This window comes from Psychroserpens citreus (assembly GCF_055686305.1).
The window spans coordinates 1,937,366-1,963,226 of the sequence record NZ_CM145999.1 but is presented as its reverse complement, the minus strand read 5'-3'; the positions used below and the strand labels follow the sequence as shown (position 1 = coordinate 1,963,226).

The following is a 25,861-nucleotide window of genomic DNA, read 5'->3' as shown; positions in this document are numbered from 1 at the left end:
AATGAAACATTACACAGCACTAAATGATATACCAAACATTTCAAAAATGATTAGAGATGCCATTTTACTTAAGATGAATCCATCTCAATATGCTGAAATTGGAAAACACAAAACCTTAGTCATGCTCTTTTTTAATTCTAGCTTAAGAACGCGATTGAGTACGGAGAAGGCAGCTAAGAATTTAGGAATGAATGTAATGATTCTAAATGTCAATGATACTTGGAACCTAGAGTTTGAAGATGGTGCCATCATGAATATGGATACATCAGAACATATTAAAGAAGCTGCTAAGGTAATTTCACAATATGCCGATATAATAGCTATAAGAGCTTTCCCTAACTTAAAAGACAAAGCTAAAGATGAATCTGAATTCGTACTAAATAATTTCAAAACGTATGCAACGGTTCCTATTGTCAATATGGAATCTGCAACAGCTCACCCATTACAAGCTTTAGCAGATGCTATTACCATTTCAGAATTATCAGAAAAGAAAACCCCAAAAGTAGTATTGTCTTGGGCTCCTCATCCAAAAGCATTGCCTCAAGCAGTTGCTAATTCTTTTGTGGAAATGATGCAAGATTTAGATGTAGATTTAATAATTACTCATCCAAAAGGTTATGAATTAAATTCAGAAATCACAAAGAACACAAATATAAATCATGATCAAAATGAAGCCTTAAAAAATGCTGATTTTGTCTATGTGAAAAATTGGAGCAGCTATCATGATTATGGAGAAATTAAATCTCATGACGCGAATTGGATGATAACTAAAGATAAATTAGGCAAGGCTAAATTTATGCATTGCTTACCTGTAAGACGAAATGTTGTTGTTGAGGATGCTGTTTTAGATAGTGACCAATCTGTTGTGATTCAACAAGCTAACAATAGGACTTATGCTGCACAAATTGTACTTAAGCACTTATTAGAAAATCTATAACATGAAAACACTAAAAGTTATAAAAATAGGTGGGAATATTATTGATAATAGTCAAGCATTAAATGTCTTCTTGAGTCAATTTGCGCAACTAGAAGGCCCAAAATTATTAGTACATGGTGGTGGGAAATTAGCTACTCAATTGGCAAATCGAATGAACACTCCTGTAAAGATGAATGAAGGCAGACGTATTACAGATGAAGATACTTTAGACATTATAACCATGGTATATGCTGGAAAAATAAACAAAAACATTGTTGCTAAATTACAATCCAACAATTGCAATGTTATAGGGTTTTCAGGCGCTGATGGAAATACAATTATATCAGAAAAAAGACCTACTCAACCTATAGATTATGGGCTTGTAGGTGATGTAAAATACGTTAACACTAATACTCTTAAAGTACTTTTAAACAATAACATCACTCCAGTTTTTTGTGCTATTACACATGATAAAAACGGACAATTATTAAACACCAATGCAGATACGATAGCTTCAGAATTGGCTATTGGTTTTACAAACGATTATAAAGTCGAATTGTATTATTGCTTTGAAAAAAACGGCGTTTTAAAGGACGTTTCAGATAATAACTCAGTCATCGAAAATATAAATACTCAAAACTATCAAACATTAATTAATGATGGCATAATAGCAGATGGCATGTTACCAAAACTCAATAATTGCTTTCATGCTATTAACAATAAAGTCAATAAAGTTTGCATAGGAAAACCAGACATGCTGTTTATAGCAAACTCAATATATACAACAATTAAAAAATGATAAAAACATTAACAGCAGAAGCAATAGCTTTATTAAAACAGTTAATAGAAACGCCATCTTTTTCCTCTGAAGAAGACAAAACAGGCCTATTGATTGAAGGCTGGTTTAAAGATCATAAAGTGCTTTATAACAGAACAAAAAATAATGTTTGGGCTGTCAATAAATATTTTGATGAGAACAAACCAACCTTATTACTCAATTCGCATCATGACACTGTAAAACCAAATAAAGGCTATACTAAAGACCCGTTTAAGGCTATAATAGAAGATAACAAACTCTTTGGTTTAGGAAGCAATGACGCTGGTGGCTGTTTAGTCTCTTTAATTGCAACCTTTACTTATTTTTATAAAAAGAAAGACCTCAACTATAATCTGGTTATTGTGGCTTCAGCAGAAGAGGAAAGTAGTGGTCCAGATGGATTAAATAGTATGCTATCTATTATTCCAAAAGTAGACGTAGCTATTGTAGGCGAACCTACATTAATGCATTTAGCCATTGCAGAAAAAGGCTTAGTCGTTTTTGATGCTAAAGTACAAGGAACAGCAAGTCATGCGGCTCATCCTAATTCCGATAATGCTATCTATAATACCATAGATGTTCTAAAATGGTTTCAAGAGTTTAAGTTCGAACGAAAATCTCCAGTTTTAGGAGATGTAAAAATGACAGTAACACAAATCAAAGCTGGACAACAACATAATGCCGTTCCTTCAGAAGTGGATTTAGTCATTGATGTTCGGGTAAATGATAAGTATACCAATCAGGAGATTTCTGAAATTCTAACTAAAAAATCACCATGTTCAAGTATTGAAGCGCGGAGTTTACGACTAAACTCCTCATCAATTCCTGCACATCACGACCTCGTAAAAGCTGGTGTTGCACTTGGTAGAAACACCTATGGATCACCAACATTGTCTGATCAATCTGTATTGAATTGTCCGTCATTAAAATTAGGACCAGGAGACAGTACACGATCACACACAGCAGATGAATTTATTTATCTCGCTGAGATTGAAGAAGGCATCAAAATTTATATTGAATTATTAAAGAACGTATTATGAAACTGTGGGACAAAGGATTTTCAATCGATAAAACAATAGAACAATTTACCGTTGGGAACGATAGAACGATTGACATACATATTGCTAAGTATGATATAGAAGCGTCTCGTGCACATGCCAATATGCTAGAGTCAATAGGTATATTAACTTCAGAAGAGTTAGATCAACTTAAACAAGGCTTATCTGTGCTTTCAGAATCTATTGATAAAGGCGAATTTATAATTGAAGATTCTTTTGAAGATGTGCATTCAAAAATTGAATATGAACTCACCAAAACCTTAGGTGACATAGGAAAAAAAATACACACAGCACGTTCAAGAAACGATCAGGTTTTGGTTGCCCTTCAATTATATTACAAGGACAATCTAAGCTTGATTAATGAAAAAACCGAGATTTTTTTTAATACACTAATAGATTTAGCTGAAACTCATAAATCACAGTTATTACCTGGCTACACACATTTACAAGTCGCTATGCCATCGTCTTTTGGCTTATGGTTTTCGGCGTATGCCGAATTACTCATTGATGATGTCTACATGCTCAATGCCGTAACAAAAATTGTAGATCAAAATCCATTAGGTTCAGCAGCAGGCTATGGAAGTTCATTTCCTATTGATAGAAATATCACTACAAAAGAGCTTCAGTTCGCTACGCTAAAATATAACGTGGTGGCTGCTCAGTTAAGTAGAGGAAAAAATGAACGTTCCATAGCTAGTGCCTTAGGAGGATTATGCAACACCATGGCTAGATTTGCTATGGACATTTGCTTATATATGAGTCAAAATTTTGGGTTTATTAGCTTTCCAGATGAATTAACTACGGGCAGTAGCATCATGCCACATAAAAAAAATCCTGATGTATTTGAATTAATTAGAGGCAAGTGCAATAAAATTCAAGCCTTACATACCGAAATGTTATTAATTACTAATAATCTCCCAAGTGGTTATCATAGAGATTTTCAGTTATTAAAAGAAAACATCATCAATGCATTTGAAGATGTCAAAGACATTTTAGACATTTTTAATTATGTCATTCAACAAATTATAGTCAAGGATGTAGACCTTAAGGATGACAAATACAAATACCTATTTACAGTAGATAGTATTAATAATCTAGTTGTTGATGGTATGAGTTTTAGGGAAGCATACCAACAAATAGGAAGCGAAGTACAACATAACACCTACCAACCAGATTTAGGAAAAGAACATACTCATATTGGAAGCATTCATAATTTGTGCTTGGATAAGATTAAGGCTAAGTTTTCTAAATAAAAAAGCACCTAAATTAGATGCTTTTTACTCCACTAAAATAATAGACTCAACCCTAAATATTAAATATAGTAGATATTTCAATTATATGCCTACCAAATCTCCATCGGCATTTTTAGTAGCTAAATCTGATTTACCCATTAAATAGATATCGACTTGTCGAGCTGCTTCTCTACCTTCGGAAATTGCCCAAACAATTAAAGACTGTCCACGTCTCATATCGCCAGCAGTAAAAATGTTTGGAACATTAGTTTGATATTTACCGTAAGTTGCTTTGTAATTAGAGCGTGCATCTCGTTCAATTCCTAATTTATCTGCTAATGTAGATTCCGGACCAGTAAACCCTAATGCTAATAAGGCTAAATCGCAAGGCCACGTTTTTTCTGTTCCAGCTATTTCAATAAGTTTTGGTCGCTCTCCAGGCACCATTTCCCATTCAACATTAATTGTTTTTAAAGCGGTTAACTGTCCGTTCTCGTCTGTTATGAATTCTTTAGTATTAATTAGCCAATTGCGCTCTACACCTTCCATATGCGAAGACGATGTCTTTAATTGTATGGGCCAATATGGCCAAGGTGTTGTTGGTGAACGATGCCCTGGTGGTTTTGGCATAATTTCAAAATTTATTACCGATTTAGCACCTTGACGGTTAGAAGTACCTATACAATCAGACCCTGTGTCTCCTCCACCAATTACAATGACATTTTTATCTGTTGCTAATACTTGATCTTTTATGTCCTGACCAAAAACCACTTTAGTTTGTTGTGTTAGAAAATCCATAGCTTGCACAACACCTTCAGCATCAATTCCAGGTGTAGGCAAACTACGTCTTTCTGTTGCGCCTCCACATAGTACAACAGCATCAAACTCTTTTAACTTCTCTACATCATAGTTAACACCAACATTAACATTGGTTTTAAATGTGATACCTTCGGCTTCTAGAATAGCTAAACGACGATCTATAATCCCTTTTTCCATTTTAAAATTTGGAATTCCATAGCGCAATAATCCTCCAACAGCATCATCACGTTCAAAAACAGTTATGGTATGACCTGCTCTATTGAGTTGCTGTGCTGCTGCTAAACCCGCTGGTCCAGAACCAACGATAGCAATACTTTTTCCTGTACGTGTTTTTGGTGGCTGCGGTTTTATCCAACCTTCTTTAAAAGCACGCTCAACAATATTTTTTTCAATATTCTCTATAGACACTGGATCTTCAATAATACCCAATACACAAGCCTGTTCACATGGCGCAGGACATAAACGCCCTGTAAATTCAGGAAAATTATTGGTTGAATGCAAAATCCATGACGCTTTTTGCCATTCACCTTGATGTACCATATGATTAAAATCTGGAATCAAATTACCAAGCGGACAACCACTATGACAAAATGGAATTCCACAATCCATACAACGCGAGCCTTGTTCTGCGAGTTCCTTATCTTTTAAAGGCACGGTAAATTCATTATAATGCGTCACACGATCCTTTACAGGTGTGTATGCCTCATCTTTTCTTTCAAATTCTTTAAATCCTGTTACTTTCCCCATAATCCTAAACTGTTTCTAATGCTTCAACCATTTGTTCTTCTGTTTCCAAACGCTTTAAAGCAAGCTTATATTCGATAGGCATCACTCGTACAAAATAGCTTAAACTAGCCTCCCAGTCAGCTAATAATTGTGCTCCTTTTTGACTCTCTGTATACATTACATGTTTCTCAATTAATACTTTCAAATCTTCAGCATCTTTTTTCAAAATCTTTTCAAATTCTATTGTTTCGGTATTACACAACCCATTAACAAATTTGCGTTCTGGATCATAAACATAAGCCACACCTCCACTCATTCCGGCTGCAAAATTCCGACCTGTTTTCCCAAGAACAATCACTTTTCCACCAGTCATATATTCACAACAATGATCTCCAACACCTTCCACAACAGCTGTTGCACCAGAATTTCTCACAGCGAAACGTTCACCTGCAATCCCATTGATATAAGCTTGACCATCAACTGCTCCAAACAAGCAAACATTGCCAATGATGATATTATCTTCAGCAACAAAATTTGCTTTCTTAGGTTTCTTTACGATAAGCTTAGCCCCAGACAAACCTTTCCCAAGATAATCATTAGTGTTACCTTCGAGATTAAAGGTTAATCCATGTGCTCCAAAAGCGCCAAAACTCTGACCTGCAGAACCTTCAAAGTTGATACTTAGAGTATCTTCTGGCAGGCCTAAATGCCCATATATTTTTGAAATTTCATTACTTACAATGGCACCAACAGCTCTATTGATGTTTTTAATTGGATACGACAAACTCATTTGCTCTTTTCTATATAAGGCACGATGAGAATCTTTCAAGATTTGGAAATCTAAAACATTATCCAAATTGTGGTCTTGTTTTTCGGTATTCTTGACAATCTTCTTACTGTAGGCTTCTGGTCTATGTAAAATTGACGATAAATCCAAACCTTTGGCCTTATAATGCTTAATTGCTTTGTTTGCATTTATTTTATGGGTTTGACCTATCATTTCTGACATTGTTCTAAATCCTAACTCGGCCATAATGCCTCTTAACTCTTCAGCGATATAGTAAAAGAAATTAATTACATGCTCTGGAGTGCCTTTAAAGTTTTTACGTAGTTCTTTATCTTGAGTTGCAATTCCCACTGGACAAGTATTTAAATGACACTTTCGCATCATGATACATCCAGAAGCTACCAAAGGTGCTGTAGCAAAACCAAATTCTTCTGCCCCTAACAAGGCAGCAATAGCTACATCTCTTCCTGTTTTTAATTGACCATCACATTCTACAACGATTCGACTTCTTAAATTATTAAGCACTAAAGTTTGTTGTGCTTCGGCTAAACCAAGTTCCCATGGCAAACCTGCATGCTTTAAAGATGTTAAAGGTGATGCTCCAGTTCCGCCATCATAACCAGCAATTAAAACAACATCTGCTTTTGCTTTTGCAACTCCTGCCGCAATAGTTCCAACACCAACCTCTGAGACTAACTTCACATTAATTCTTGCATCTCGATTTGCGTTTTTTAAGTCATATATCAGTTGTGCTAAATCTTCAATAGAATAGATATCGTGATGTGGTGGTGGCGAAATCAAGCCTACAAATGGTGTAGAATTACGTGCAGCGGCAATCCATGGCAAGACTTTTTCACCAGGCAATTGCCCTCCTTCTCCAGGCTTTGCACCTTGAGCCATTTTAATTTGAATCTCCTTCGCGTTGGTTAAGTAATGAGAAGTAACTCCAAAGCGACCAGAAGCTACTTGCTTTATAGCAGAATTTCTACTATCTCCATTTACATCTGGTTGGAAACGCTTCCGATCTTCTCCACCTTCTCCAGAATTCGATTTTCCTCCAATTCTATTCATCGCAATAGCTAAATTCTCATGAGCTTCGCGCGAAATTGAACCATAAGACATTGCTCCTGTTTTAAAACGTTTTACGATTTCGGTCCAAGGCTCAACTTCTTCAATTGGAATTGGATCAATGTTATTAAATTCAAACAACCCCCTAATGGTCATTAAATTTTCTGACTGTTCATTTATCGCTTTTGCATACACATCATAACTTGCTTGATCACTTAATCGAACGGCCTGCTGTAACTTAGCAACGGTAGTTGGATTGAATAAATGGCGTTCACCATTCCGCCTCCATCTGTAATCTCCACCAATATTTAAACCTAAACTCTTATTAATTTCGGTATTTGGATAGGCATGTTGATACCGTTTATCAATTTCTTTTTCAATTTCATAAAGTCCGATACCCTCAATTCTTGAAGTGGTATAAGGAAAATATTTTTCAACAAATTGTGAGTTAAAACCAACTATTTCGAATATTTGAGACCCTCTATAAGAACGTAAGGTTGAAATCCCAATTTTATTCATCACTTTCAAGATTCCTTTCCCAATAGCTTTGTTGAAATTATCTACAGCTTTTTGTTCATCCATATCTGTAATAAAACCTTCTTTGACTTGCATTCTAATAATTTCATTAACCATATATGGGTTGACTGCACTAGCACCATAACCAAATAAAGTGGCAAAATGATGCGGTTCCCGAGGTTCAGCTGATTCAATAATAATATCGAAATATGATCGTTTACGCAATCGATTCATTTGATGATTTACATAAGAACAGGCCAATAACGGCGGGATAGGTGCTTTTTCTTTACTCACACCTCTATCCGATAAGATGATGATGTTCGTTTTTCGATCTAATGCTTTTTCAATTTGCACAATGATATTATCTAAAGCATCTTCTAATCCGTTAAGCCCTTTATCTTTTGGATATAACATCTCAATAGTCTCAGCCTTAAAACTTTCAACTTTTATATGTCGTATTTTATCCAGATCATCATTAGAGATAACTGGGTTTTGAATTTTTAGTTTTCGACATTGACGTTCGGTAATACTAAAAATGTTACGATCCTTTCCTAAGGACAAACTAATATCGGTTACTATTTCCTCTCTAATGCCATCTAAAGGTGGATTGGTTACTTGAGCAAATAATTGTTTAAAGTAGTTAGAGATGAGCTGTGGTTTATTTGATAATACAGCCAGTGGCGTATCAATTCCCATAGAGCCCAAAGCCTCTTTAGCTTTTTGTGCCATTGGTGTGATTACCTCTTGTATATCTTCAAAAGTGTAATTAAATAAACGCTGTCTTGTTTTTATGTCAAGTGTTTCAATCGGACAAGTTTCACCAGTATAAGGAATATCTTTTAGATGCAATCTGGTTTTATCTAACCATTTTTGATATGGTCGTTCTCTAACAATCTTACTTTTGATTTCCTCATCATTAATGATTCGACCTTGATTCATATCTACCAAAAACATTTTACCAGGTTCTAAACGTCCATGTCGCTCTACATCTTCTGGCGCTATATCAACGACTCCTATTTCAGAAGACATGATTAATTTTCCACTTTTGGTTACAGTATATCGTGATGGTCTTAATCCATTTCTATCGAGTAATGCGCCAATATAATTTCCATCGGTAAAAGGTACAGAAGCTGGCCCATCCCAAGGCTCCATAATACATGCATTGTATTCGTAAAATGCTTTGCGTTCTGGAGACATGGTTTTGTGTTTTTCCCAAGCTTCAGGAATCATCATCATCATAACTTCTGGTAACGAACGTCCAGTATGTGTTAATAATTCTACAACCATATCCATAGATGCAGAGTCAGATTTTCCTGGTAAAATAATTGGAAATAATTTATCAATTTGTGGCCCAAACACATCACTTTTCATGATTTCTTCACGTACACGCATTCGGCTTACATTTCCACGAAGCGTATTAATTTCTCCATTCTGACACATAAACCTAAAGGGCTGTGCTAGTTCCCAAGTTGGCATGGTATTCGTTGAAAATCGCTGATGCACCAAAGCTAAGCGTGTCACTAAATCATCTTCCTGTAAATCCTTATAATAACGACCAATATCTTCAGGCATAATAATCCCTTTATATATAAGAGTTGTCATTGATAAACTTGACACATAGAAATAAGAACTTTGAGACATTTTAGATGTTCTCACTTTATGTTCTGTTATTTTACGTGCCGCATAAAGTTTAGCATTAAAATCTGCTTCAGAAATATCGTTTGACTTTCCAACAAAGAGTTGTTCAATATTAGGTTCTGAAGCTAAAGCAATCTCTCCAAGTTGTGTTGAATCTACCGGAACTTCTCTCCATCCTATAACAGACAATCCTTGTGCAATAATTTCTCGTTCGAAGGTATCTTTGCAAAACCTATATTGGTTACTGTTTTTAGGTAAGAATACCATACCAACAGCATATTTCCCTTTTACTGGCACTTTAAACCCACAAACTCTTTTGAAGTATGCATGAGGAATATCAATTAATAAACCAGCCCCATCACCAGTTTTCCCATCGGCGCTTACACCTCCTCGATGTTCTAATTTAACAAGAATCTCTAAAGCATCATGTATAATTTGATTAGTTCTTTCTCCTTTAAGATTACAGATAAATCCCGCACCACAATTTTCGTGTTCAAATTCTGGTAAATACAATCCTTGTTTCTTCAGCATAATTCAGAAATTTTAAAGGCATTTCACACCTTATTATTTGACTAATATATACTGTAAGAATCGATTAAAAAAAAAGCAGAAACAGTTTTCAGGAATTCACAAAATGCCTCTATTATATTATAAATTTTACAATTTACATCATATCAAAATGTCAAATCGTTAATGAAAAAAACACAATGAAAATTCATTTTTTTTACGAAAACGTTTGCGAAAAACACCATTTATTAAATATAATTTAAACAATCGATTAAAATCTTTAATTTTTACTCAACACCTCATTGTTAATTCTATAAAAAAACACAAATAAATATTTTACCCCTATAAATTTTAGGGGTATAAAATTAATTATTCACAAAAATTAAATAACAACCCTATTTTTTTATAGGGTCTTGTGCTTTTTTGTATAGTTTTGATGTGTCAATAAATCAAAAAACGAATATTTATGAAACATGCATTTACCTTAACACTAGTATTAACATCAATACTATTAACCGCACAAGAAACAGCAGAAAACACTTCAGATAAAAAATTCTCGATATCTGGAAGTGTTGATGCCTATTTTAGAACTAATCTAACTGGTCCTAACGAAGCTTTTGAAGATGGTGACAATACATTCTTTTTAAATCCAGGAACATCTTTCGCTAATAGAAGTGGTTTTAGCTTAGGAATGGCTAACGCTATTTTATCCTACGAAGGCAACAAAGTAGGGTTTGTTGCAGACTTAGTCTTTGGACCTAGAGGAGAAGATGCTGTTTTTTTATCAACAGGCTCAAGCAATATTGTAAACCAACTGTATGTGTATTATAATATAAGCGACAACGTCACCTTAACCTTAGGAAACTTCAATACTTTTTTAGGCTATGAAGTAATTTCTCCTGTTGGGAATTTCAATTATAGTACATCATACATGTTCTCTAATGGCCCTTTTTCTCATACTGGTTTAAAAGCTGACATTGCATTATCTGATGATGTCTCATTAATGCTAGCAGTAATGAATAGTACAGATTTTACAGAAGTCAATCTCGACGGAAGCTACACTGCGGGCGCTCAGCTTGGTTATAAAAATCAATTCTTAAATCTAATCTATGGAAATCAAACTGGAAATAGCAACCCTACTTTTCAAGTGGATTATACAGGCGGAACAGATTTAAGCGATGCCTTTTTCTTAGGAATTAATGCCACATATAATGATACGGATGGCAATGGTTTTTATGGCGCAGCATTATATCCTCAATATACAGTATCAGAAGCATTTGCACTTGGATTTAGAGGTGAATATTTCGGATTCCATGCAGAAAACACAGATGATAGCAATGTATTTGCCGCAACATTATCTGCAAATTATAAAGTTGATGACTTAACCATTATTCCAGAAATACGATTAGATAGCTGGAATGAAGACACCTATATCGACAATGATATGAATCCAACAAAGAGTTTGGCATCATTTCTTGTTGCAGCAGTCTATAAATTTAACTAACACCAAAATAATTATGAAAAAAGTTGAAGCAATAATTCGGAAATCAAAGTTTTCCGCTGTAAAAAAAGCACTACATGATGTAGGCGTTAATTTCTTTTCCTACTGGGATGTTACTGGATTAGGTAACGAAAAAGAAGGACATGTATACAGAGGCGTATCCTATAGCACAAGTGACATACAACGCCGTTACCTCTCTATAGTTGTGAACGACGATTTTGAAGACGTCACCATTAAAGCCATTCTTGAAGCTGGAGCTACAGGAGATGTTGGTGATGGTAAAATCTTTGTCTCTCAAATAGACGAAGTATACAGAATACGAACAGGAGAAAAAGGAGGAAATACTTTAAAATAAGACACATGGAATTACTTACTACTAATAATGTATGGATGATGATCTGTACAGCACTTGTTTTCTTTATGCACTTAGGGTTTGCATTTTTGGAAATTGGATTAACTCGTCAAAAAAACACGATAAACGTTTTGTTCAAAAACATGTTTATCATAACAACTGGCCTACTTCTCTACTGCTTAGTTGGCTTCAACTTGATGTATCCTGGAGAGTTTAATGGATTTATTGGATTTGCGGGATTCGGATTGGATGCACCAACAATAGAAGGTGTTTTAGATTTATCATACAATGAAGGCTACACCTACTGGACAGACTTCCTATTTCAAGGAATGTTCGCCGCTACAGCTGCCACTATAGTCTCAGGAGCAGTAGCAGAACGCATGAAAATTGGACCATTTATGATTTTTGCAATCCTTTATGTTGGTTTAATCTATCCTATTGCAGGATCTTGGAAATGGGGAGGCGGATTCTTAGACAGCTTAGATACTCCCTTTTATGATTTTGCCGGATCAACATTAGTACACTCTGTTGGCGGATGGGCTGCTCTGGTTGCAGTTTGTCTTTTAGGAGCTAGAATTGGAAAATTTAAAGAAGGAAGACTACAAGCCATCCCTGGCCATAACATCCCATTAGCAACAGCAGGAGTCATTATTTTATGGTTAGGTTGGTTTGGCTTTAATGGTGGATCTGTGCTATCTGCAGACCCAGGATTAACCTCACTAACACTTGTCACAACATGTTTAGCAGCCGCTTCAGGTGGTGTTGTAGCAGCATTAGTCTCTTTTATAAAATTTAAAAACTTAGATTTAACAATGTTCCTTAATGGCATATTAGGTGGACTAGTTGGTATTACTGCTGGAGCAGATCAAATGAGTCCAACTGATGCAATTATCATTGGTAGTATTGCAGGAGCAGTTATCGTATTTGCAGTATCGCTAATTGACAGATTAAAATTAGACGACCCAGTAGGAGCAATTGCCGTACACTTAGTGTGTGGTATATGGGGAACACTAGCGGTTGGAATCTTCGGAGAACTCGCAGGTGGCGCTCAATTTCTGAGTCAGTTTATTGGCGTAATATCGTATGCAGCCATCTGCATCATCTCATCATTCTTAATCATTTTTATATTAAAAAAGACTGTGGGTATTAGAGTTTCAGAGCGCGAAGAACTAGAAGGACTTGATGCTCATGAACATGGAATGGATGCTTATCCAGATTTTAGATTGAATGAACACTAAGACGTTTGTTATTTTATTAGATTAGGGAGTTAGCCCTCAAAATTATTAATCTTGAGGGCTTTCTTATGTTTAAAAGAAAAGCGCTAAAACAATTAATTATCTAGCGCTTTAAGTACTTAAATCCAAAATGTCTCAAATAATTGTAGATTGACCTAAGTGAATATTTTTGAAGTTACGATTACTGTCTTTAGGATTGAAAATAAAATCTTCAATAAAATCTCCAACATTAGACGTTGTAATAGTATTATATTCTGAATTAATATCTGGTGTAGTGATATTTAGTTTTAGCGATTTTTCTACAGCCAACCTTACTAATTCTGCTTCATTATATAATTCAAAATGATCTAACAACATAGCAGCAGATAGTATAGAAGCAATTGGGTTAGCAATACCTTTGCCTTCTGCTTGTGGATACGAACCATGAATAGGCTCAAACATCGCATGCTTTTCTCCTACTGAAGCAGATGCTAGAAGTCCTATTGACCCACCTATGACACTCGCCTCATCACTAATAATATCTCCAAACATATTTTCGGTTAGAATCACATCAAACTGTTTAGGGTTTAAAATCATCTGCATTGCAGCATTATCTACAAACAGAAAATCTAGTTTTATATCTTTATAGTTTTCAGCGACTTCAGTTACAACTTTACGCCACAATCTTGAACTTTCCAGAACATTTGCTTTATCAACCAATGTTACTTTACCTTTTCGAGACCCAGCAGCTTTAAACGCTAAATGCGCAATACGTTCAATTTCTAAACGGGAATATTCACATAAATCTGAAGCGACATCACCATCCTTACTTAATTCCTTTTTTCCAAAGTAAATACCTCCAGTCAATTCGCGATAAATACTAATATCTGTACCATCAATTATAGGTTTCTTTAAAGGAGATTTATCAAGTAAAGACTTATACGCTTTTACAGGTCTGATATTTGCAAATAGCCCTAATTCTTTTCTAAGTTTCAATAATCCTTGCTCTGGCCTTACCTTTGCAGAAGGATCATTATCGTATTTTGGATGACCTATAGAACCAAACAAAATTGCATCGGTAGACTTACATAACTCTAAAGTTTTTTTTGGCAAAGGGTCATTATGTTTATCAATTGCAATCGCACCTACATCAGCAGGTTTAAAACTGAAGGTGTGATCAAATTCTGAAGCAATAGCTTTTAATGCTTTGACTGCTTGATTGGTTACCTCTGGGCCAATTCCATCTCCTGCTAATACAGCGATGTTTAATTTCATAAATTCTTATTTAGTTAGCTCTTGAAGCTTCGAAAGCCTCAATTAATTCTTTTTTACTTAATAAATAATCAATGTCATCATACCCATTGATTAAACATGTTTTTTTATAAGGATCTATATCAAATGATTCTGAAATTGAATTCTCAATACTAATTGTTTGCAATTCTAGATTCACCGTAATTTTCCTTTCTGGCTGTTTTTGAATGGTCTCCATTAACTCAGATAAAAAAGCTTCAGACACCTGAACAGGCAACAACCCATTGTTAAGCGCATTACCTTTAAAAATATCGGCAAAAAAACTAGACACAATCACTTTAAAACCGTATCCTACTAATGCCCAAGCAGCATGCTCACGACTAGAACCACAACCAAAATTATCTCCAGCTACTAAGATACTTCCTGAATACTCTGGATTATTAAGTATAAATGTAGTATTTTTTGAATTGTCTTTTTTGAAGCGCCAATCTCTAAACACATTATCCCCAAATCCTTTTTTATCGGTCGCCTTTAAAAAGCGCGCAGGAATAATTTGATCTGTATCTACATTAGCAATATCTAATGGAACAGCAGTTGATGTCAATGTTGTAAATTTTTCCATATTAAATAATTTCTAATGCTTCTTGTTCTTTTGTTACATCAACAATTTTTCCTGCTACAGCAACAGCTGCTGCAACTAAAGGGCTTGCAAGTATCGTTCTAGAGCCTTGCCCTTGTCGACCTTCGAAATTTCTGTTCGATGTAGATACACAATATTCACCTTGAGGTATTTTATCATCATTCATTGCCAAACAAGCTGAACAACCTGGTTGTCTTAATTCGAAACCAGCCTCATCGAAAATAGTTTTCAACCCTTCTTCAACAATTTGAGCTTCTACTTGTTTGCTTCCTGGCACTAACCAAGCCGTAACATTATCTGCTTTTTGTCTCCCTTTAATATAGTTTGCTGCCACTCTAAAATCTTCAATTCTAGAATTGGTACAACTTCCAATAAACACATAATTAATTGGTGTATTAATTAATCGTTCACCAGCTCCAAAATTCATATACTCTAAAGACTTTTTGAAAGAAGCATCCTCATCATTTGGAATAGATTCTGAAATCTTAATTCCCATTCCAGGATTTGTCCCATAGGTAATCATAGGCTCAATATCCTGTGCGTCAAATTCATATTCCTTATCAAACTGAGCGTCATCATCGGTTGATAATGTTTTCCAATACGCCACTTTACTATCGAAATCGACACCCTTTGGAGCAAACACTCTATCTCTAATATAGCTATATGTCGTTTCGTCTGGAGCTATCATTCCTCCACGCGCTCCCATTTCAATACTCATATTACAAACGGTCATTCGTCCTTCCATACTCATAGTTTCAAAAACGTCTCCTGCATATTCACAGAAATATCCTGTACCCGAATTCGTACCCAATTTCGAAATAATATAAAGAATAACGTCCTTAGGTAAAACGCCATGTTTCAATTTACCATTAACAGTAACCCTCATACTCTTAGGTTTTGTTAACAACAAACATTGACTAGCAAATACTTGAGCCACTTGACTAGTTCCTATACCAAAAGCAATAGTACCAAAGGCACCATGCGTAGATGTATGGCTATCTCCACAAACCATAGTCATTCCTGGCTGTGTAATTCCTAATTCAGGAGCCATAACATGAACAATACCATTGTATTGATGACCTAACTCATATAAGGTAATGTTATTTTCAGAACAATTTTTGGACAATTGCTCTAATTGATGACGTGATAACGCATCTTTAATTGGCAAATGTTGATTTTGAGTTGGTGTATTATGATCTGCTGTTGCTATAATTTGATAAGGCCTAAAGACAGGGATGTTTCTATCTTTTAACTCATTAAATGCTTGCGGGCTTGTCACCTCATGAATTAAATGCTTATCAATATATAATATTTGCGGTCCGTTTTCAATTGTATCAACCACATGTGCATCCCAAACTTTATCGAATAATGTTTTTCCCATTAAGCCGAAATTATTTGTTGATAGACTTTACTCGTTTCGATGATTTGATGAATATCATTATCGTTAATCTCTTTTTTCTTATCAGCAAAATTCAAAAAATTAGCATAAACATCATCCAGTTGGATTTTAGTTAATTCATAGCCTACATTTTTGGCACGATACGCCAATGCTGCACGACCACTTCTTGCTGTAAGCACAATTGCAGATTCGGTAACACCAACATCTTTAGGATCAATAATTTCGTAAGTTTCACGATTTTTAATCACACCATCTTGATGAATTCCAGAACTATGGGCAAAAGCATTAGCGCCAACAATAGCTTTATTAGGCTGTGTATAAATCCCCATACTATCACTCACCAACTGACTCATCCCATATAGCATTGAGGTATTGATATTAGTATCTAGATTAAGATAAGGATGCTGCTTTAAAACCATAACAACTTCTTCTAAAGCTGTATTTCCAGCGCGCTCTCCAATACCATTAATTGTACACTCTATTTGCCTAGCGCCATTAATAACACCTTCAATAGAATTTGCAGTCGCTAAACCAAGATCATTATGACAATGGCATGATAAAACAGCCTTCTCAATGCCCTTGACGTTTTCTTTTAGATATTTAATTTTCGCACCATATTCACTAGGCAAACAATATCCAGTTGTATCAGGAATATTTAAAACGGTTGCACCTGCTTCGATAACAGCTTCACATACGCGTGCTAGATACTCATTATCTGTTCTACCAGCATCTTCGGCATAAAACTCAACATCCTCTACAAAAGATTTAGAATATTTAACCGCTCTAACAGCACGTTCAATAATATCTTCTCGCGTCGTTCTAAATTTATGTTTGATATGTGAATCTGAAGTCCCAATTCCTGTATGAATTCTAGGGTGTTTAGCATAAGCTAATGCTTCTGCAGCCACTTTAATATCGTTTTCTACAGAACGTGTTAAACCACAAACTGTTGCATGCTTGACTATTTTAGAGATGGCTTCAACCGATTTAAAATCACCTGGGCTTGAAACAGGAAATCCAGCTTCTATTACGTCAACACCAAGTTCATCAAGCTGTTCAGCTATTACAACTTTTTGCTCAGTGTTTAATTTACACCCTGGAACTTGCTCTCCGTCACGAAGTGTAGTATCGAAAATTTTTACGTTGGAATCAGACATTTATCAAAATATATTTTTCTATTGTCTTACGAATGTATATTTTGGAATTGTTTTAGCTGATATCGCACTATTTAGTTTTACGATGTTCAAATAAAAATTTACAATTTAATTAACTGGTTTTCAATTTATTAAATCATAATTTGTTTGATGACTAAAGATCAAAAAGATAATTTGTTTTTATTAGTAAAGTCGCTTTCAAAATCTGAAAAGCGACAATTTAAATTATATGTTGGTCGTTTGGGCGTTAATTCTGATTCAAAATTTTTAAATCTTTTCAACCTTCTTGATAAATCCAATGTATATGACGAAACTGCAATTTTAAAAAGTGGTATTGTTAAAAAACAACAGTTAGCAAACGTCAAATCTCATTTATACAAGCAGATTTTAATCAGTTTAAAACTTAATCCTTCTCATCAAAATATAAGATCTCAAATACGAGAACAATTAGACTTTGCATCGATTTTGTATCACAAAGGCTTATACAAACAAAGTTTAAAGATTTTAGATAAAGCAAAAGATGTAGCCATTCAAAATGAAGAAAAGAATTTAGCATTCGAAATAGTAGAACTCGAAAAAATAATCGAAGCACAGTATATCACGAGAAGTATTGCTACTAGAGCTGATGAACTTACCATACAAGCTAAAGAACTCAGCGCTCTTAATGTAATTGCCAGTAAACTTTCCAATTTATCCTTACAATTATATAGCATTATTCTCAAAACTGGCTATGTAAAAAATGAGGAAGAAAGTAAAATTATTACTAAATATTTTAATGACCGATTACCAAAAATTCAGTTTTCTGAATTAGGATTTAGAGAAAAATTATGGTTTTACAAGGCGCACCTATGGTACAGTTTTCTAATGCAAGATTTTTTAAACTGTTATCGTTATGCCGCTAAATGTGTAGATTTGTTTTCGCAGTATCCAAAAATGATAGATTTAAACCCTGTCTTCTTTTTAAAAGCGAATAATTATTTATTAGAATCTATCTTCTTTATAAAAAACAAGACAAAGTTTGTTGAGGCATTTTCAAATTTAAAATCAAAAATTGAGCATAAATCTTTCCCTAAAAATGAAAATGTTCAAACCCTAACGTTTTTATATCTAAACTTTCATGATATCAATAAGCATTTTATTGACGGAAGTTTCCATGATGGTTTAGCCCTTATTCCAAAAATAGAAAAGGACCTAACTCAATTTAGAAATCAAATTGACGAACATCATAAAATGATATTCTACTATAAGTTTGCAAGTATGCATTTTGGAACTGGTAACAATAAAGAATGTATTCGGTATTTAAACAAAATCATATCCAATAAATCCCTTTCAATGCGTGAAGACCTCTTGTGTTTCTCTAGGGTTTTAAATCTTGTTGCGCATTATGAAGCAGGATTAGATTATCATCTAGACAGCTTACTTCGAAGCACATATAAGTTTTTAATTAAAATGAATGATTTACATGAAGTTCAAAAGGAAATGATAAAATTCATAAAAGGCTTACAAGACATTTATCCGCATGAACTAAAAAAAGCATTTAAAGAATTGCACGCTACGTTAAAACAATTTGAGGACCATCCTTTTGAACGACGTGCCTTTTTGTATTTAGATATCATTTCGTGGCTAGAAAGCAAAATACATAACACACCTGTTCATCAAATTATTAGAGATAAATATTTAAAAGAGTTTTCTTAATTAGATTTTAACTCTAAAACAATCTGCCATCATCTGATACAATTCGGGATGTTTACGTTTCATGAGTTTGGGGTTTTCAAAAAAGTATTCGGAAGCTACGGCAAAAAACTCTGCTTGTTTTGTGCCACCATAAGCTCTTATATCAGATTTATCATTATTGATAGCCTCCATCTTATCGTGTACCAATTTCAACCATGGAATAGCGTATGCATTTTCCATTAGAATTTCAGGAATACCATCAACCCTATCATCCATTTTATCAATAAGATGAATAAATTCATGTATTGCAGTATTACGTTTATCATTTGCGTTTTTAAATCCGTGATGCAAAGCTTTCTTAGATAAAATCATTTTACCTTCTAACCTACCTGTTCCTACAACACCAGCGATTCGCTTTGATTTACTTTTATCTGAAAACTGAAAATCTTCATTAAAATTATCAGGATATAATAAAATCCCACTAACTGTTGGATAATACCATTCTTTAAATGAAAACACTGGAATTACAGCACTTGAAGCAATTAGAATTTTGTCTAATTCTGTGACTTCAACATCTACACTATCAATATAGACTTCACTTAAAAATCGCATGATTCTGTTTTGGAAACGCTGCTGTTCTTTGGAACTTAATTTTTTATAAAATGACACTTCTTTAAGTAAAATATCATGCCAATGCATTGGAAAGGGCTTTGCTTTTCTAGAATTTCGTTTGTAAAACACGTAACTAACAAAAGCAACCAAACCAATAAAAACAATAAAATATATCATATATGAGGCTTCTTTCAGCACTCTAAACTAATGATTTTCAATTGTATTAGCTATAAAATTGACAAAAAATGAATATCTTTAAATACACATGCTACCAACCAAAACATGAAAAAATCATACATAGACTTACATTGCCATCCTTCATTAAAGCCTTTCGGAAAGAGCTTTAAGTACGAACCACCAAAGCAGAATATTCTTAATAGTGGTAGAAAAAACTCTATTTGGCATTACAGTCCTCCCAATTTTGTAGAACGTCAATTTAATAAAATCTTGACACTAACAAAATTTACACAAACCGACTTAACTACATTAGCAAAAGCAGATTGCAATGTCGTTGTTATCTCATTATATCCTTTTGAGAAACATTTCTTGAAAGATAAAATATTGGGATTTAAATTTGTGTCCGACATATTAGTTAATCTTGCTGCTGGCGTAAGTCAGAAACGAATAGACAACCTAAGAAATCACAATAGTTATTATCAGGATCTTAATGACGAATACGACTTTTATAAACAACTCGATAATTTCGCACAAATTATAGATGGTGTTACCTACACTTATCGCTTAGTCAACAATTACTCAGAAATATCTACAAATATTACAAGTTCAACAGATACACGTAAAATTATTAGTCTTGTCCCAACTATTGAAGGAGGCCATGCTTTCGAAACAGGTTTAGACAAAGATAAAAACACAGCCATAGAATCTGATGTTTTAACTCATGTAGATGCTGTTAAAAACTGGGAACACAAACCTCTCTTTGTAACATTAGCACATCATTTTTATAATGAAATTTGCGGTCATGCGAGAAGCATCAGCATAGGACTAATTAAAAAAAATCAAAATCGAGGCCTTAACACAGACATCACAGACTTAGGCTATAAAGTCATTGACAAACTACTAGACAATACTAATAATAAACGCATTCTCATCGATATCAAACACATGAGTACTGCAGCAAGAAAAACCTACTACAAATTACTAGAAACAACGTATGCAAATGAAGATATTCCTATCATTGTAAGTCATGGAGCAGCCAATGGAAAACGTTCTATTATTGAATGGGATATTTCAGATGGAACCCAAAGCAAATATTTCAGGCAAGATGATATTAATATTTATGATTCTGAAATCTTGCGTATTGCAAAATCAAAAGGTATTTTTGGTTTGCAATTAGATGAACGACGCATTGCAAGTAGAAAAGCTATTGCTAGTTCAAGAATTTATTGGCCAAGTAAAAAGAGACGTTACCGAAATAAAGCAGATTTAATTTGGAGACAGATTAGACATATCGCCGAATTATTAGATACAAATGGACTATTTTGCTGGGAAACAGTTGCTATTGGTTCAGATTTTGATGGGATTGTAAATCCGATTAAAGGACTTTGGACCGCTGAAAACGTCGAAGACATAAAGCCTTATCTCATTGAAAAAGCTAAAGAATATCTTGAAAAGCACACATCAAAATTGCAAACACAAAATCAAATTTCAGCAAACGAAATTATAGATCGCTTGCTATTTATAAACGCTAATGAATTTCTTAAAAAGAACTTCAAATAAGCATTAAATTTTCAGAAATACACTTATGACAGATAAAGAAAAATTCATGAAAGAAGCAGTAAATGCTGCTTTAAAAGGAATGCATAATAACGAAGGAGGCCCTTTTGGTTGTGTTATTGTAAAAGATGGAAAAATCATTGGACGTGGTAATAATAAAGTCACCTCAACAAATGACCCAACAGCTCATGCAGAAGTTACAGCCATTAGAGATGCCTGCAAAAACTTAGATTCGTTTCAACTTGAAGGTTGTGAAATCTATACTTCTTGCGAACCATGTCCAATGTGTTTAGGCGCTATTTATTGGGCACGACCTGACAAGGTATTTTACGGAAGCAATCAAGTTGATGCCGCAAACATAGGATTTGATGACGAGTTTATTTATAAGGAAATTCCTTTACCTTATAACGAAAGAAGCATTCCTTTTGAACAACTTGCGCGAGACATTGCATTAGAACCATTTCAAGAATGGTCTAAAAAAGAAGACAAAACCGAATATTAATTCATGATTAGCTTCATTCTTAATAATAAAACCATTAATACTAACGAGCATTCTGGTATGACACTACTAGATTTTATTCGTTATGAGCAACGCTTAACTGGAACTAAAATTGGATGTCGTGAAGGCGATTGTGGTGCTTGTACTGTTTTGGTAGGAAGCTTAGAAAATAATCACATCAATTATCAAAGCATCACCTCTTGCATTTCACCTCTCGGAAATGCACATGGTAAACATATTGTTACAGTTGAAGGTACAAATCTTCAAGATAAATTGACTGTAGCACAAGAAGCCATGAAAGAGAACTATGCAACACAATGTGGATTTTGCACACCTGGATTTGTAGTATCACTAACTGGATTTGCCTTATCTGACTCTGAAAAAAATTACGATAATGCATTAAATGCTATCAGTGGAAATATTTGTAGATGCACAGGATATAAAGCCATTGAAAAAGCAGCACATCAAGTTGTTGAAGATTTAAAAACCTATAATAGAGACGAACAATTTATTTGGTTAATTGAAAATGATTTTATTCCAAATTATTTTGCAACCATTCCTGAGCGATTAAAAGATTTAGAAGCTAAAGATAGAAATCAACCTAAGGGCAAATATGTTTCGGGAGGTACAGACTTATATGTACAACAAGCAGATCACTTAGCAGACAACAAGGTACATCTCATTGCTGAAAAAGACTATTTAAAAGGGATTATCATAGATAATACTACATGCACTATTGGAACTAATTCTACGGTTTCAGATTTATGGAATCATTCTGAAATCAACTCTTATTTCCCTAATTTGAAAAAGCATTTAAAGTTGGTGTCTTCTGAACAAATAAGAAATATGGCCTCTTTAGGTGGAAACCTAGTTAACGCCTCTCCTATTGGCGATATGACCATTTTCTTTTTAGCGCTTAATAGCAATCTTACCATCACAACTGAAGATGGTATAGAACGACAGCTTCTGCTTAAAGACTTCTATAAAGCTTATAAAACTTACGACTTAAAAGACGGAGAACTTTTAAAAACCATTCATTTTAAGCTTCCAAACAAACAGTCCTTTTTCAATTTTGAAAAAGTATGTAAGCGGACTCATCTTGATATTGCAAGTGTAAATTCTGCCATTCAAATTACCATAAACAATAACATTATTTCAGAAGCGCATGTATCTATTGGTGGTGTTGCCGCAATTCCTAAGTATCTGCATGACACTTCAAATTTTCTAACAGGAAAAGTCTTGTCTTTACAAACAATTCTTGAAGCCAACAATATTCTACAAAAAGAAATCTCTCCAATCAGTGATGTTCGCGGTACAAGCGAATATAAAAGATTACTTGGCAGACAATTGTTTTACGCGCATTTCACAGAATTATTTCCAAAGCAATTCAACTTAAACGCTTTTGTTCAGCATGGATAAACACAAATCAAATACCGATTTAAACACTCATCTTAATGCTGTAAATATAGCTATCAAACAAAGCATAAAAAACCAAGATTCTTATACTCATGTTCGTGGTGAATCTTTATATGTTGATGATGTTAATATTAGACAAGGGACGTTTCATGCTGTTGTTTTTGACGCTCCAAAAGCTCACGGAAAAATCAAATACGTAGACTATTCAAAGGCTGAGGCTCTAGAAGGTGTAGAACGCATTTTCACCTACAAAGACGTGCTTGGAAAAAATCAAATTGGTGGCATCATTCCTGATGAACCTTTATTTGCTGAAGACGAAGTTCATTTTTGGGGAATGCCAATCGCTTTAGTTGTTGCCAAAACCGAATTCATTGCTAGAAAAGCACGAGATTTAATCGATATTGAGATTGAACAATTACCTGTGATTACGACTGCCAAACAAGCAAAATCTAAAGGAAGTTTTATCAATGCACCACGCTCTTTTGCTTTGGGCGATGCCGAAGAAGCTTTTAAAAACTGTGATTATGTTTTTGAAGGCGAAACTTTTTCTAACGGACAAGAGCATTTGTATATCGAATCTCAAGGCGCTTATGCAGAACCTTTAGAAAACGGCAATATAAAAATTACCTCTTCAACACAGGGACCTACAGCTGTTCAGAAAACAACAGCTCAAGTATTAGGTCTAGCCATGCATAAAATTGAAGTTGATGTTACGCGTCTTGGCGGTGGGTTTGGAGGTAAAGAAGATCAAGCTACACCTTGGGCAGTTATGGCTGCATTAGCATGCTATCATTTAAATCAATCCGTGAAATTAATACTAAATCGTCATGACGATTTAAGAATGACTGGAAAGCGCCATCCCTACGAAAGCACCTACAAGATAGGTCTATCCAAAGATTTAAAAATAATAGCTTATGAAGCCGAGTTCCTTCAAAACTCAGGAGCTGCTGCTGATCTATCTCCTGCTATTGCAGAACGAACGCTATTTCACGCAACTAACAGTTATTATGTCCCAAATGTAAAAACAACAGTTATTAGTTGTAAAACTAATTTACCTCCCAACACAGCGTTTAGAGGTTTTGGTGGTCCACAAGGGATGTTCGTTATTGAATCGGCAATAGCCAACGCAGCACATAAAATAGGCGTGTCTCCTAGACAAATTCAGGAAGCAAACCTACTAAATGAAAATGATACTTTTTCTTATGGTCAGATTGCTAAACAAGTAGAAGCAAAAAACACCTGGGATTCAGCGAAATCAATTTACAACATTGAAGCCTTAGAACAAGACATCGAAGTCTTCAACAAAAACAATTCAAGCTTTAAAAAAGGGTTGGCTTTAATGCCAATTTGTTTTGGAATTTCCTTTACCAATACACCAATGAATCATGCTCGTGCATTGGTTCACATATATCTAGATGGTAGTGTTGGTATAAGTACAGCTGCTGTTGAGATGGGACAAGGAGTTAATACCAAAATTATGCAAATTGCAGCTCAAGTATTTTCAATTCCACTGGAATTCATTAAAATTGAAACCACAAATACCACAAGAGTCGCCAACACCTCACCATCTGCAGCAAGTTCTACTGCCGATTTAAATGGAAAAGCAACACTCAAAGCTTGTATTGCATTACTTGGACGATTAAAAGCAGTGGCTTCAGAAGATTTAGATACCTCTGTAGAGCACATTACATTAAATGATGGATCTGTTTATATTAAGGGTGAAAAATCTAATCTTTCTTGGACAGACCTTATTAGTAAAGCAATGCTAAAACGTGTGGCATTAACAGAAAATGCTCACTACGCTACTCCAGAAATCCACTTTGACAAAACCAAAGAAAAAGGACACCCATTTGCTTATCATGTATATGGAACGGCAATCATCACAACGACTGTAGATTGCACGCGCGGGACCTATGAATTTGACACAGTAAAAATTGTTCATGACTATGGAAAAAGTATGAGTAAAGGAATCGATTTAGGACAAGTAGAAGGGGCTTTAGCTCAAGGGATTGGTTGGATGACTATGGAAGATATTGCTTATAATAACGAGGGACGTTTGCTTTCAAATGCCTTATCAACTTATAAAATTCCTGATATATTTTCTGTACCAAAACACGTGGAAGTTATTCCTGTTGAAACTCAAGGACACGAGCTTGCTATTTTGAAATCCAAAGCCGTAGGCGAGCCACCTTTGATGTATGGCATTGGAGCTTATTTTGCCATTCAAAATGCCATAAAAGCATTCAACCCTCATTACGATTTAAAGTTTCACGCACCTATGACTCCTGAAAAAGTATTGATGAGTTTATACGAGAACAACAACATATAATT

19 protein-coding genes are annotated in these 25,861 nt (G+C 34.6%); 12 read left to right on the top strand and 7 right to left on the bottom strand.

The window, feature by feature from the left end; all coding sequences use genetic code 11:
• The first annotated feature begins 1 nt into the window (after window position 1).
• The 4 genes from ACTU6T_RS08795 to argH are packed head-to-tail and all read left to right on the top strand — an operon-like array spanning window position 2 to window position 4,044.
• A complete protein-coding gene (locus tag ACTU6T_RS08795; protein ID WP_460217842.1) occupies window positions 2-937 on the top strand; it encodes a Rossmann-fold NAD(P)-binding domain-containing protein in 936 nt (311 codons plus the stop codon).
• Between the two features lies 1 nt (window position 938).
• Entirely contained in the window at window positions 939-1,715 is a 777-nt protein-coding gene (gene argB, locus ACTU6T_RS08790) for an acetylglutamate kinase (protein WP_460217841.1), read from the top strand.
• Window positions 1,712-2,773 (top strand): M20 family metallo-hydrolase, encoded by a 1,062-nt coding sequence (locus tag ACTU6T_RS08785; RefSeq protein ID WP_460217840.1) that lies wholly within the window; start codon window positions 1,712-1,714, stop codon window positions 2,771-2,773. The genes argB and ACTU6T_RS08785 overlap by 4 nt, the downstream gene beginning before the upstream one ends.
• Window positions 2,770-4,044, top strand: coding sequence for an argininosuccinate lyase (gene argH / locus ACTU6T_RS08780; protein WP_460217839.1), 1,275 nt, complete (start codon window positions 2,770-2,772; stop codon window positions 4,042-4,044). The genes ACTU6T_RS08785 and argH overlap by 4 nt, the downstream gene beginning before the upstream one ends.
• 81 nt (window positions 4,045-4,125) lie before the next feature.
• Here the strand turns inward: argH and ACTU6T_RS08775 are convergent, their stop codons facing one another.
• Together ACTU6T_RS08775 and gltB are read right to left on the bottom strand one after the other, a co-directional pair.
• Complete coding sequence (locus ACTU6T_RS08775; RefSeq protein ID WP_460217838.1) at window positions 4,126-5,589, bottom strand: glutamate synthase subunit beta; 1,464 nt, start codon at window positions 5,587-5,589, stop codon at window positions 4,126-4,128.
• 4 nt (window positions 5,590-5,593) lie between these two features.
• The gene (gene gltB, locus ACTU6T_RS08770) at window positions 5,594-10,108 is read right to left on the bottom strand and encodes a glutamate synthase large subunit (RefSeq protein ID WP_460217837.1); all 4,515 of its coding nucleotides are present in this window, start codon (window positions 10,106-10,108) and stop codon (window positions 5,594-5,596) included.
• 442 nt (window positions 10,109-10,550) lie between these two features.
• On the opposite strand from gltB, the gene ACTU6T_RS08765 reads away from it, so the two are divergent.
• The 3 genes from ACTU6T_RS08765 to ACTU6T_RS08755 are packed head-to-tail and all read left to right on the top strand — an operon-like array spanning window position 10,551 to window position 13,175.
• Entirely contained in the window at window positions 10,551-11,588 is a 1,038-nt protein-coding gene (locus ACTU6T_RS08765) for an outer membrane beta-barrel protein (RefSeq protein ID WP_460217836.1), read from the top strand.
• Between the two features lie 13 nt (window positions 11,589-11,601).
• A complete protein-coding gene (locus ACTU6T_RS08760) occupies window positions 11,602-11,940 on the top strand; it encodes a P-II family nitrogen regulator (RefSeq protein WP_460217835.1) in 339 nt (112 codons plus the stop codon).
• A gap of 5 nt (window positions 11,941-11,945) precedes the next feature.
• The gene (locus tag ACTU6T_RS08755) at window positions 11,946-13,175 is read left to right on the top strand and encodes an ammonium transporter (protein WP_460217834.1); all 1,230 of its coding nucleotides are present in this window, start codon (window positions 11,946-11,948) and stop codon (window positions 13,173-13,175) included.
• Window positions 13,176-13,307: 132 nt separating this feature from the next.
• Here the strand turns inward: ACTU6T_RS08755 and leuB are convergent, their stop codons facing one another.
• The 4 genes from leuB to ACTU6T_RS08735 are packed head-to-tail and all read right to left on the bottom strand — an operon-like array spanning window position 13,308 to window position 17,598.
• Window positions 13,308-14,426, bottom strand: a complete 1,119-nt coding sequence (gene leuB / locus ACTU6T_RS08750) for a 3-isopropylmalate dehydrogenase (protein WP_460217833.1) — start codon at window positions 14,424-14,426, stop codon at window positions 13,308-13,310.
• Window positions 14,427-14,436: 10 nt separating this feature from the next.
• A complete protein-coding gene (gene leuD, locus ACTU6T_RS08745) occupies window positions 14,437-15,024 on the bottom strand; it encodes a 3-isopropylmalate dehydratase small subunit (RefSeq protein WP_460217832.1) in 588 nt (195 codons plus the stop codon).
• A 1-nt stretch (window position 15,025) separates the two neighbouring features.
• Window positions 15,026-16,423 (bottom strand): 3-isopropylmalate dehydratase large subunit, encoded by a 1,398-nt coding sequence (leuC, locus tag ACTU6T_RS08740; protein ID WP_460217831.1) that lies wholly within the window; start codon window positions 16,421-16,423, stop codon window positions 15,026-15,028.
• A complete protein-coding gene (locus ACTU6T_RS08735) occupies window positions 16,423-17,598 on the bottom strand; it encodes a 2-isopropylmalate synthase (protein ID WP_460217830.1) in 1,176 nt (391 codons plus the stop codon). Before ACTU6T_RS08735 ends, leuC begins: the two co-directional genes overlap by 1 nt.
• A gap of 147 nt (window positions 17,599-17,745) precedes the next feature.
• Here ACTU6T_RS08735 and ACTU6T_RS08730 point away from each other — a divergent pair, with 147 nt between their 5' ends.
• Complete coding sequence (locus ACTU6T_RS08730) at window positions 17,746-19,290, top strand: hypothetical protein (protein WP_460217829.1); 1,545 nt, start codon at window positions 17,746-17,748, stop codon at window positions 19,288-19,290.
• On the opposite strand, the gene ACTU6T_RS08725 is transcribed toward ACTU6T_RS08730, so the two are convergent.
• Window positions 19,291-20,058: a M90 family metallopeptidase gene (locus ACTU6T_RS08725; RefSeq protein ID WP_460217828.1), complete on the bottom strand. Its 768-nt coding sequence runs from the start codon at window positions 20,056-20,058 to the stop codon at window positions 19,291-19,293.
• Window positions 20,059-20,163: 105 nt separating this feature from the next.
• On the opposite strand from ACTU6T_RS08725, the gene ACTU6T_RS08720 reads away from it, so the two are divergent.
• Genes ACTU6T_RS08720 through ACTU6T_RS08705 form a run of 4 tightly spaced genes read left to right on the top strand, consistent with a single transcriptional unit; the run spans window position 20,164 to window position 25,859 of the window.
• Complete coding sequence (locus ACTU6T_RS08720) at window positions 20,164-21,618, top strand: membrane dipeptidase (protein WP_460217827.1); 1,455 nt, start codon at window positions 20,164-20,166, stop codon at window positions 21,616-21,618.
• A 25-nt stretch (window positions 21,619-21,643) separates the two neighbouring features.
• Window positions 21,644-22,117, top strand: coding sequence for a nucleoside deaminase (locus tag ACTU6T_RS08715; protein ID WP_460217826.1), 474 nt, complete (start codon window positions 21,644-21,646; stop codon window positions 22,115-22,117).
• A 3-nt stretch (window positions 22,118-22,120) separates the two neighbouring features.
• Window positions 22,121-23,533, top strand: a complete 1,413-nt coding sequence (locus tag ACTU6T_RS08710) for an FAD binding domain-containing protein (protein WP_460217825.1) — start codon at window positions 22,121-22,123, stop codon at window positions 23,531-23,533.
• A complete protein-coding gene (locus tag ACTU6T_RS08705) occupies window positions 23,526-25,859 on the top strand; it encodes a xanthine dehydrogenase molybdopterin binding subunit (RefSeq protein ID WP_460217824.1) in 2,334 nt (777 codons plus the stop codon). The genes ACTU6T_RS08710 and ACTU6T_RS08705 overlap by 8 nt, the downstream gene beginning before the upstream one ends.
• The last annotated feature ends 2 nt before the right edge of the window (window positions 25,860-25,861 follow it).